The sequence below is a fragment of the Pseudomonas sp. TH37 genome (genome assembly GCF_016650735.1).
GTDB classification, from domain to species: domain Bacteria; phylum Pseudomonadota; class Gammaproteobacteria; order Pseudomonadales; family Pseudomonadaceae; genus Aquipseudomonas; species Aquipseudomonas farris.
This window is the reverse complement of the sequence record NZ_JAEKFD010000010.1, coordinates 223,527-235,957: the sequence shown is the minus strand read 5'-3', so window position 1 is coordinate 235,957 and position 12,431 is coordinate 223,527. Positions and strand designations below refer to the sequence as shown.

General features: G+C 62.6%; 1 protein-coding gene. It reads left to right on the top strand.

Annotation, left to right across the window (positions count from 1 at the left end):
• Positions 1 to 65 precede the first annotated feature (65 nt).
• Positions 66 to 12,410, top strand: a complete 12,345-nt coding sequence (locus tag JFU11_RS23395) for an SDR family NAD(P)-dependent oxidoreductase (RefSeq protein ID WP_201062239.1) — start codon at positions 66 to 68, stop codon at positions 12,408 to 12,410.
• Positions 12,411 to 12,431 lie beyond the last annotated feature (21 nt).

Here is a 12,431-nt window from a genome sequence, read left to right as displayed (position 1 = left end):
TCAGGCAGGGCACACATCGTATTTCGGTATTGCAGCACTATCAGAACCAGGGATTGGAGAGAGCAGTGGACAGTAAAATCAGGGTTCTGCACGGCAAGATCCAACGGCAGGAAATCAGCATCGAACAAGCGGCGCTGGAATTCGAGAAGCTCAGGGCCGACGCTCGCCACGACGTTGCTCCGCGTCTGATCGAGGCGCCCTCGGCCAGCGCCGGACTGATCGCTGCCGCTGTCTATCGCCATGACGAGCCGTGCCTGCGCGATCACCAGTTCAATCGCCAGCAGATCCTGTTGGGGCTGACCTATGCCAGCCTGGCGCTGGAGCACGGCCTGGGTCAGCTCGCCGACGGCGAAGCGCTGCAACTGAAAAAACTGACGTTTGCCGCGCCGATGGCGCTGGCCGCAGGCGAGCAGCTTGAAGTGGCGATCCGTGCCGCTCAGCCCGGCTTCGAGGCGGTATGCCGGCGCACGCCGCTGGCGCCCTGGCAGGTGGTGGCTAGCGGCGAATTGTCGGCGGTCGCTGTCGAACGCCAGCAAGTAGCACCTGCTGAACTCATGGCCGGGATGACGGCGGTGGAACTGGCATCGATCTACCAGATCAGCGAGCAGATCCACATTGGTGAGAGTTATCGCACCCTGCAAGCGCTCTACCAGCAAGCGGACCGCAGTCAGGCACTGTCACGGGTGTCGCTGAGCGATGCGCGCCAGTACGGTTTGCATCCATTGCTGATCAACAGCGCTTTCCTGACCATCGTTCCACTGCTGGCCGGGGAACAACTTGCCAGTCATTACATTCCCCTGGGCATCAAATCCCTGACGTTTCATCAGCGCCAGGCACCGGCAACCGGCTGGATCCATGCCCGTCTGATGAAGAATTCCGGCGAACTGGTATTGTTTGACGCCGAGCTGTATGGCGACGACGGCGCATTGATTGCCCAGTTCAATGGCTGCTCGTTGAAGCGGTTGCGCGATGTCAGTCTGGTTGATCAGGCTGAGCCGCACGCCGTAGAGATTACCGGCAGCAGCGCTGCGCTCGAAGACTATTTGCTGTCCCAGCTGCACGCCATCGGCGCCAGTCAGGTCGGTAAAAAACAACGCCAGCGCAACCTGATGGACCTGGGGCTTGAGTCTATGCAACTGGTCAATCTGGCGCAGCGAATCGCCAGCGCAGCGCTGATCGAGCTGGAACCCACGGTGTTTTTTGAATACCCGAGCATCGCTGAACTGGCAACGTTTCTCTGGCAGGAGCACCGCATGGCGTTCAGCCCGTTGCTGGGCGAGCAGGGCAAGACGAGCGAGGTTGCCCCGGTGACTGAACCCGGCCTCACGAGCGGCCCCATGACCGAGCTTAGGGCTGAACAGCCGCAGACCGATATCGCCATCATCGGCATGCACGGGCAGTTCGGCGAGGCCGCCGATCTGGATCAGTTCTGGCGCAACATCTGGCAAGACCTTGAACTGATCAAGCAGGTGCCGGCGGACCACTGGGACATCACGCCCTGGTTCGATGCCGATCCCGACGCCAAGGATAAAACCTATTCGCGCTGGGGCAGTTTCATCGACGACGTCGACAAATTCGACGCCGGCTTTTTCAACATGTCGCGCCGCGAAGCCCAGTGGATGGACCCGCAAGTGCGCCTGCTGCTGCAAAGCGCCTACAGCAGCGCCGAGAATGCCGGGGTGATCCAGCGCTTGCGCGGCAGCAATACCGGGGTGTTTATCGGTTCGTGCTTCAACGAGTACGTCGACAAGATCAGCGAACTCGGCCTGCCGATGGACCCGTACATCGCCACCGGCAGCGGCACCATCGCGGCCAACCGGATCTCGTTCTGGTTCGACTTCAAAGGCCCGAGCCTGATGTTCAACACCGCCTGCTCGTCGTCGCTGGTCGCGTTGCACGCCGCCTGCGTGGCGTTGCGCAACGGCGAGTGTGGGATGGCCTTTGTCGGTGGCAGCAACTTGCTGCTGTCGTCCTGGCATTACCGCTATTTTTCGGCGATCCGCGCGCTGTCACCGACGGGGCATTGCCACACCTTCGACGCCCGCGCCGACGGCTATGTGCCGGGTGAATGCGTGGCCACGCTGCTGCTCAAACCGCTGGCACAGGCACTGGCCGATGGCGACCCGATCCATGGTGTGATCAAGGGCTCGGCGGCGCTGCATGGCGGTTACACACCTTCGCTGACGGCGCCAAGTGTGGCAGGCGAGGAAAACGTGATCTTGCATGCCTGGCAGAACGCCGGGATCGATCCGCGCACCCTGAGCTACATAGAGGCCCACGGCACCGGCACCCGACTCGGCGATCCGATCGAGATCAATGCACTCAAACGCGCCTTTGCGCGCTATACCGACGACCGGGGCTTCTGCCATATCGGCTCGGTCAAGGCCAACATCGGTCACACCGAGGGTGCAGCGGGCATCGCCGGGGTACTCAAAGTGTTGCAGCAGATGAAACACAGGAAACTGCCGGCGCTGGGGCATTTCAAGGAGCAGAACGCCCACATCAAGCTCGATGACTCACCGTTGCTGATCGACACCGAGGGCCGTGACTGGCCGGAACAAGACACACCGCGACGAGCTGGAATCAGCTCCTTCGGTTTTTCCGGCACCAACGCCCATGCGGTGCTGGAGGAATATCGCGAGCAACGCGCGTTCGCCACGCATCAGGGCCAGCAGGTGCTGGTGCCGGTGTCCGCACGCAATGAACAACGTCTGCAAGAGCAGGTGCTGCGGTTGCTGGACCACCTGAAGCAACACACGCCGGACCTCGCCGCACTGGCGTACACCCTGCAAACCGGGCGGGAGGCGATGGCGGTGCGGGCGATTTTTACGGTCGACAGCCTTGAACAGTTGCAACACCAACTGCAAGCCTGGATCGCGGGCGAGCGCGGTGGCGTCGTTGCCGCGCCGGTCATGAGCGCCGAGCAGGCCCTGGCTGCCGCTGACCTGCGGCAACTGGCAGCGCTGTGGCTCGCGGGTGCTGACGATGAGGACACTATCGACTGGGCGCAGCTCTATAGCGCGAACCGGCATCCTGCACGCATCAGCCTGCCGTGTTATGCCTTTGCCAAGGAACGCCACTGGCTGGAAGCGCCGACGATACCCGCCGTGGCAGAAGGCACGTTGCTCACGTACACCGAGCAATGGCTTTCGGTTGAGGAGCCGGTTGGGGGGACCGGGATCAAACGGGTGATCTGCCTGTTGACTGAGCCTCGTCTACGCCAACAACTGGCCCGCGAAATCCACGCCCTGAGCCCGCACACCGAGCTGGTCTTTATCGCTGCCGCTGACGCCAATGGCCGCGACGAGGAGGGCCATTACCGCGTTGCGGCGCACGACCCGCAGCAGTTGCAGCAAGGACTGCAACAGGCGCTGTCCGCTCACGGCGCAACCCGGATTCTGTATCTGTGGGGCATGGATGATCGACGCTGGATCAGCGACAGCAGCCCAATAGTCGCCTTGCTCAAGGCCATGGCCGCCACCGCAACGCCCATCGACCGCTTGCTGCTCGCTGGGCGGGCGGGCGATGTGCTTGAACGCTGTCACCTTGAGTCCTGGATCGGCATCGAACGCTCGCTTGGCGCGGTGATGGATTGCCCTGTCGAAGTGGCCATCGACTTGCCGCACCGTGACTCCGACGACAGTCGCTGGCTGCGCCGTGTGTGGCTGCAACTCAGCGGCAAAGCGGCCGGTAGCAGGTTGTACCAGGACATGCTGAGCCTGCGACCTGTCTTGACGCCGACCCTCGCCGAGCCCACCGTCGAGCCGCTGACGCTGGAGCAACTCAATACGCTGCTGATCACCGGTGGACTCGGCGAGCTGGGCTTGCTGCTGGCGAGCGAACTGTCGAACCAGGCCAGGCACCGCAGCAGCGGTCAACTGCATCTGCTGCTCAACGGTCGCTCGCCATTGTCGACGGCCACACAGGCGCGAATCGATGCGCTGAGCCATGAGCGTTGCAAGATTTTCCATGTGCAGGCCGATTGCGCCGACCGTATCGCGATGACGGCTGCATTGGCCGAGATACTGCCGCAAAGCGGGCCCATCGACGGCCTGATCCATGCCGCCGGCCTCAAGGCCAGCGGCAGTGTATTTGTCAGTTCGGCGGCTGATTTCAACGCGGTGCTCAACGCCAAGATCAAGGCCACGCAGGTGCTGGGCGAGGTGCTGTCGGCGCAACCGCTGGCATTGATCTGCCATTTCTCCTCAAGCTCGGCGTTGCTGGGGGATATGGGCGCATGCAGCTACGCAATGGCCAACCGTTTCCAGCAGGCCTATGCGCGTTATGTCCAGACCGGGCGCACGCGGCGGGTCGTGGCGATCAACTGGCCGCTGTGGCGTGACGGCGGCATGGCGGTGGGCGAGCGCGAGTCGACCGAGTTCTACCTCAAGTCCAGCGGCCAGCGGATGCTGGAAAGCACCGAAGGCCTGGCATTGCTGCGCCGGATTGTCAGCAGCGACGTCGAGCAGGTATTGGTGCTGGCCGGGCAACCGGCGCGGTTGCAGCAGATGGTCGCCGGGATCAATGAACCGACACCAAAAGCCACAGCTGAAACACCGTCAGTAAGTCCGGTACGCAACCCCGCGCACAGCCGTCCCGAACTCAAGGGTTTGAGCCTTGAGCGGTCGCTGCTGTGGGACCTGCGGGAGCTGGCGAGCCGGCCGCTGAATGCCGAACGCCAGACGCTCGGCGAAGACACCAATCTGGCCGATTTCGGTTTCGACTCCATCAGCCTGGCGGAGTATGCCGGTCTGCTGAGCCGGCACTTGGGCCTGAAGTTGACCCCGGAAGTGTTTTTCAGCCATTCGACCCTGGCAAAACTCGCCGGGCATTTGCTGGCGCAGTATCGGCAAGCGGTTGAGGCCTACTACTTGCGTACCGTGGCCAGCGCGCCTGAACCGGTACCCGTGGCAACTAGCACCATCACCTCAAGCCCGGACACCGACGCCATCGCGATCATCGGTATCAGTGGTCGCTTCCCCGGCGCCCGCACGCCCGATGAGCTGTGGCAACTGCTGGCCGAAGGCCGCGACCTGGTCGGCGAAATACCGGCTGAGCGTTACGACTGGCGCGAGCATTATGGCGACCCGCGTGAGAACCCGGCCAAGACCCGCTGCATCTGGATGGGCAGCGTGCCGGGGATCGACGAATTTGATCCGCTGTTTTTCGGGATTTCACCGCGTGAGGCAAAAAACCTCGATCCCCGACAGCGTCTGCTGTTGCAGGAGTCCTGGAACGCCCTGGAAGACGCCGGTATCGGCCCGCGTCAGTTGGCAGCGCAGCGGGTCGGCATGTTCGTCGGCGTCGAGGAGGGCGATTTCCAGCGACTGGCTGGTGAGGAGAGCCTGACCTCCAGCCATAACGGTATTCTGGCGTCGCGGCTGGCGTATTTTCTGAATCTCACCGGGCCGACCATGGCGATCAACACTGCTTGCTCGTCGGCGCTGGTGGCGCTGCATCAGGCGGCCTCCAGCCTGCGTAACCACGAATGCGAGATGGTCATCGCCGCCGGCGTCAATCTGATCTTCTCGCCAGACGCCTTCATCGGCATGACCCAGGCCGGAATGCTCTCGCCGGATGGCAAATGCTTCACCTTCGATCACCGGGCCAACGGCATGGTGCCGGGCGAGGCAGTGTGCTGCGTGTTGCTCAAGCCGCTGTCCCGGGCCGAGGCCGATGGCGACCACATCTACGGGGTTTTGCGCGCCAGCGGCATCAACTACGACGGCAAGACCAACGGCATCACCGCGCCCAGCGGCGTTTCCCAGCAACGCCTGCTGGAAGACGTTTATCGCCGCGCCGGAATCGACACCCAGGCGGTGGACTACATCGTCACCCACGGCACTGGCACCCAACTGGGTGATCCGGTAGAAATCAACGCCCTCAACGATGCGTTCCGGGGCAATACGGCGGGCCATTGCGCGCTGACCTCGACCAAGACCAATCTGGGCCACACGTTTGCCGCCTCGGGGCTGGTCAGCGTCATCAGCCTGTTGCAGGCGTTGCGTCACGAAACTATTCCGGCGAGCCTGCATTGCGAGCAGGAAAACGACTATATCCAGTGGCAACAGAGCCCGTTCTACGTCAACAAGGCCAACAAGGCCTGGCCGCAGGCAGGACGCGATCGTGAGCGGATCGGCGCGGTCAGTGCCTTCGGCATGAGCGGCACCAACGCCCATGTGGTGTTGCAAAGCTACAGCCCACAGCACGCTGGCGCGGCGCTGCGCCGGCCTTGCTACCTGCTGGTGCTCTCGGCCAAAACCGCCGAAGCCTTGCAGGAAAAAGCCGCGCAATTGAACGTGGCGCTGGAGCAGGGCGGTTACCTTGATCAGCAGTTGCCGTCGATCAGCCATACGTTGCTCGAAGGCCGGCACCACTTCCGTTATCGCCTGGCCTTGGTGGCGGCGGACCTGGAAGAAGCGCGCTACGGCCTGCAACGTTATCTAGCCGGCGAAAAACGCCCCAACCTGTTTGGTGGCGAAGTCGAGCGCGAATTTGCCCCGCGCAAAACCGTTGCGCGTTATATCGAGCAGTTGCTGGACGACAGCCTCAGTGCCGATGAAAACGAGCTGCGCGAGCTGTTGTCAGGGCTGGCGGACTGTTATCGCCAAGGCTATGACATCGACGCTCGGCGGCTGTTTGTGGCGACGCCGCCGCGTGTATCGCTGCCGGGTTATCCGTTTGCCCGCGAGCGTTATTGGCCCGAAGTTCGTCAGCGCTCACAGCCCGATGCTGGCTCGGGTGTGGCGCGACTGCACCCGTTGCTGCATCGCAATATCTCGACCTTGGCACGTCAGTGTTTTGTCAGCCGCTTCAGCGGTCGCGAGACGTTTCTGGCCGATCACCGGATCGGCGAGCAGTTGATTTTCCCCGGCGCCGCTTATCTGGAAATGGCTCGCGAAGCGATTGTCCGGGCCAGTGAACTGCCAGCGCAGCACATCACGTTGCGCAACATGGTCTGGTTGCGGCCACTGGCCTTTGCGGTGGCCGGCGATACTCGCGAGGTCGAGCTGTTCTGTGAGTTGACGCCCAGCGCCGGTGACAGCCTGTCCTTCAGGATTTACAGCTTTGATGGCACTGCGCAGCAACTGCACGCCCAGGGCGACGCGCTGCTGGCAACCGTTGCCGCCGCCACGCCGCCAGCGCTAGAGCTGGCGCAACTGGCGGCTGCCTGCAACCTCGGCGAGCGCAGCCATGAGGCGCTGTATCGCGACTTCGATGCCATTGGCGTGCATTACGGCAAAAGCTTTCGCGCGGCCGGGCAGATCCACATGGGTCGCGACCGGGTACTAGGCCAGTTGTCCGGCGCAGCGCTTGATCCGAAGATGGACGGCGTACTGCTGCCTCCGGGCATCCTTGACAGCGCGCTGCACATCGCCGCCTCGCTGGGCAGCGGGCAACAGGCTGCTACCGAACCGGCGCTGCCGTTTGCCCTGGAAAGCCTGCGCCTGTATGGCTCGGTCGAACAATCGCTGCGCCTCGGGCCGCTGACGGTAATCGCGACTCGACGTGCAATGCCAGACGGCGCGGCAATTGAGAAAATCGATCTGCAGATCTGCAACCACGCTGGCGAATGCCTGCTGCAACTGGAGGGCTTCAGCTCGCGCCGGACCGGCGCTGAACAGACACCGGCCCAGGTCACGCCGCAGCCCGGCGAAGCCCTTGGTCGCCTGATCCGCACCCCGTTCTGGCAGCCCCTCGACAGTCCCGGCGAAGCGCTGCCGGCTGATGTTCGGCCACACCTGTTGCTGTTGGGACTGCCGGATGCGGTGGTGACCGAGTTGCGTCGGCAGTTCGGCGGCCAGGTCAGCGTCTTGCCCGGTGCGCCGGGCGAAACCAGTGCAGCGATTTACCAGACGGCGGCGCTGGCGCTGCTCAAGTCCTTGCAGCAACGGGACGCCAAGGCGGGCGACTACCTGCAACTGTATGTCGGCCAAGGCCAGGATGACCTGCGCCTCAGTGCACTGGATGCGTTGCTGAGTACCGCGATGATTGAAAACTGCGAGTTGAAGGTCCGACTGGTGGCGGTGGACCCTGACATGGGCGACACGGCGATGAGTCTCGTGATCGCCGAGCAGAGCCGCTTCCATTGTCAGCAACGGGTGCGGATCTTCGCCAATGGCAGCCTCTACGGCAGTCAGTGGCGCGAGCTGGCCGCAGAATCGGCGCCACACCCTGAGCCGGGTCCATTTCGCGATGCCGGTGTCTATGCGATCACGGGCGGTGCCGGTGGTCTCGGTCTGATCTTCGCTGAACAGATCGCCAGCAGTTGCCGCAACCCCGTGCTGTACCTGGCGGGACGCTCGGTCCTGAGCGCGCCTGCGCAACAAAAGTTCGAGCAACTGGAAGCGCTCGGCGCCCGTGTGCTTTACCAGCCACTGGATGTCAGCGACACAGCGGCGGTCAGGCAGTGGATTGACGGCATTTATGCCGAGCAGGGCGAACTGCACGGGGTGATCCACAGCGCCGGGGTGATCCGCGACAGCCTGATCATCCACAAGTCCGCCAGTGACTTCGAACAGGTGCTGGCGGCGAAAGTCGCCGGTATCGAGGCGCTGGACCGGGCCATCGGCGAGCGGCCACTGGATTTTCTGCTGTGCTGTTCTTCCCAGGCGGCGCTGGGCAATCTGGGGCAGGCGGACTATGCCTGCGCCAATGCCTGGATGGACGCGTTCATGCACTACCGGCAGAACCTCGCCGCCGACGGCAAGCGCAAGGGACGCTCGCTGAGCATCAACTGGCCGCTGTGGCGCGATGGTGGCATGCGTCTGGCGGCGGTGATCGAGCAGCAGATGCGCGAACAGTTCGGCATCGTGCCCATGCCGCTGGAAGAAGGCCTCGGCAGTCTGCGGCAACTGTTGACGCACTCGGTCAGCGCGCAGGCGTGGGTGGTGTATGGGGAGTCATCGCGGCTGGCGAGCATTGGCCAGATAACGCCTGCTCAACCTGCGGCAAAATCAGCGTCGCAACAGGCAAGCGCAACGACGAGTCTCAGCGACAGCGAACTGCGAAAGCACATCGAAACCTTTGTCACCCGGATCATTGCCAAGGTCACCCAGATCGATGCGGCGAAAATCCATCCCGCGGAAAAATTCGAGGTCTATGGCTTCGATTCGATCATGGCGGTGGGAGTGACCAATGAGCTGGAAAAACACCTCGGCTCGCTGCCCAAGACCCTGCTGTTCGAGCACGTCAACATTGCCGGCATGGTCGATCATTTCGCAGTGAAATATCGCGAGCGGTTTGCCGCAATGTTCGGCGGTGATGAGCCGCAGCCGGAGCCGGCAGCGGTCGTCCCGGCGCCTTCAAGTGAGTCAGTATTCAATCGTTTCGCACCTGCCACGCCTGCCTCCGTTGAACAGGTCGAGGACAGTGACCTGGCGCAATACGTCGCCGTGATCGGCTTGGGCGGTTATTACCCCGGCGCGGACAACATGGATCAACTGTGGCAGAACCTCGCCAACGGCGTCGACAGCATGAGCGAGTTCCCTGCCGAGCGCTGGGACCACCGCAAGCTCTACTACAAGAACCGTGACGTGCTGGGCAAGACCACCTGCATCAACGGCTCCTTCATCAAGGACGTGGACAAGTTCGACTACAGCTATTTCAAGATGCCCAAGGTCTATGCCGATCACATGTCGCCGGAAGTCAGGCTGTTTCTTCAAGCGGCGGTGCACACCTTCGAAGACGCCGGCTATTCGCGTGAAACCCTGCAAAGCCGTTATGGCGGCAACGTCGGCGTGTTGCTGGGCGCTATGACCAACGACTATCACTACTACGGCTTCGAGCACAATTTGTCCGGCGGCGCCATCGCCTCCGGTTCGGGCATGGCCACCATCCCGATGACCGTGTCTTATTTCTACGGCCTGACCGGGCCGAGCCTGTTTATCGACACTATGTGCTCGTCGTCCTCGACCTGCATCCACACCGCGTTCCAGATGCTGCGCCACGACGAGACCATGATGGTGCTGGCCGGCGGCCTGAACCTGATGTACCACCCCTATACGGCGGTCAATACCTCACAGGGCAACTTCACCTCGATCACCTCCGAGTCGGTCAACAGCTATGGGGTGGGCGCCGACGGCACGGTGATCGGCGAAGGGGTCGGGGCGGTGCTGCTCAAGCGCCTGGACCGGGCGATTGCCGATCGCGATCAGATCTACGGCGTGATCAAGGGCTCGGCCATCACCAATGCCGGTGAACGCAACGGTTTCAACGTGCCCAACCCGGACCTGCAAACCCTGGCAATCCGTCAGGCGATGGAGCAGGCCAAGGTGCACCCGTCGTCGATTTCCTATGTCGAAGGGCATGGTTCGGGCACGCGGCTGGGGGATCCGATCGAAGTGCTGGGGCTCAATAACGCGTTCAGCCGCGACACCGACGACAAGCAGTTCTGTTACCTCGGCTCGATCAAGTCGAACATCGGCCACCTGTTGGCCGCATCGGGCGTGGCCGGGTTGACCAAGACCCTGTTGCAACTCAAGCACGGGCAGATTGCGCCGTCGATCCATTCGGGCCTGCTCAATCAGGACATCGACTTCGCCGATACGCCGTTCATGGTGCCGCAGCAGTTGACGCAATGGCGGCGCCCGGAGCGCGTGATCAACGGCGAAAAACAACAGTTTCCACGTCGTGCCGGGCTGACCTCGATTGCCGCCGGCGGCATGAACGCGCACATGATCGTCGAGGAATATCCGCAGCCAGCAGACAGCGCCGGGCAGATTGCCGACGAGCGTCTGGCGTTTGTGTTCTCGGTGCACAAGCTCTCGGTGCTGGTGGAAAACCTGACCTGCTTCAGGGACTGGCTGGCGAGCAGCGAGGCGTCGCTGGCGCAGATCGCCTATACGCTGCAGGTCGGCAAGAACAACCTGCGCAACCGCTTGGTCGTCCGCTGCGACAGCCGACAGGCGCTGCTGGACACGCTGACCGCCTGTATCGATGGGCGGTACGGCAGCACGACGTTCTACCGCTTTCAGGAAACCGATGCGGCACAGCTGCCAGACACGGACGGCCCATTGGCGCCGCTGCTGAGCCAGTGGCTGAGCGGCGACAATAATGTCGATTGGGCAGGCCTGTATGGCCAGCAGCCGCAGCGCATCAGCCTGCCGGTCTACGCCTTCGAAAAGAACCGCTGCTGGTACACCGAGCCAGGCTACGAGTCGGCAATCATCAATCCACTGTCATTCACCCGAAAACTGCACCCACTGGTGGCCGAGAACTGCTCGACAACCCAACCGGGCGCGCTGTTTCGCACCGACTTCGTCCCGGCGCAATTGCTTGATTACGTTTACCGGGCGCCAGAGGGGCAGCGTATCAGCACCTTCAACTTTGCCGACGTCGCGCTGGCGATGCCGGCGCTGGTGTCGCGGTTTGACGGGTGCACGCTGTCGGTGTCCTGCGCGTTCGAGCACTTTATCGCCGACTGGGCGACGGTCAGCGGGCTGGCGTACCGTTTGCTGGAAATTGATGAAGGGCAGCTGGAGCTGGAGTTCGATGTGTGGCGCCAGGGCGAGCAGTCGGTCAACCTGGGCTTTGCCCTGATCAACCCGTTGACCGGCAACGAACCGGCACTGGCGCAGTCGTTGCTGGACGCGGCCAGTGAGCTGTTGAATGGCCGGTCGGGGCACAGGGGGGCCGCCGATGTCAGCCAGCGACTGGCACAAGCCGGTTACGATTTTTCGCCGTACCTCGACAACCAGGGCGAGTTGGTCATCAGCCGCAGCGGCCTGTTGCTGGAAGGCCGGCCACCGGTCAATCGGCACAATCACCATGCCGACACTCTTCAACTGTCGCCGTATCTGGCGACCACCCTCGACAAGGCGTTTTACCTGTTGCTCGAAGAGCTGGGGCTGCCACAAGGCCGGGTCATCGTGCGCAATATCGAGCAGTTGTGTTGCTACGAACAGCCCGCCGGCCAATTCTCGGTGATCCTGACGCGGATCGGGCTCAACGCTGATGCATTGGCGTTCAGCGTGCTGGTGCTGGATGAGCAGGCGCGGATTTGCCTCAAGGCTGATCGGGTCAGCCTGCATCTTGGCGCGCAGGAACTGGCCAATATCCGCCACGATCACCACTGGCTGGCAGGGACCGTTGCAGCGGTCGTTCGGCCATTGTCTGAGCCGACGACGCAGCCTGTCAGCGCCCGTTTGCCAGCGCAGGACGGTGATGGCGAATCCGCCCTCGGCGAGCGGATTCTCGCGTTTATCCAGCAAGAGTTGCAGCACAAGCTGGGGTTTGCGCCGCAGGAGATTGGCGAGTCGGCGCAGGTTCATGACCTGGGGCTGGACTCGATCATGGTGGTGCAACTGACGGACAGCGTGAACAAACGCTTCGGCACCAAACTGATGCCAGACCTGTTTTATGAAAAGCAGCAACTGGGCGAGCTGGCGGCAAAGCTGCAAGCCGTCTAGAAACCATTCAATTGATCTGAA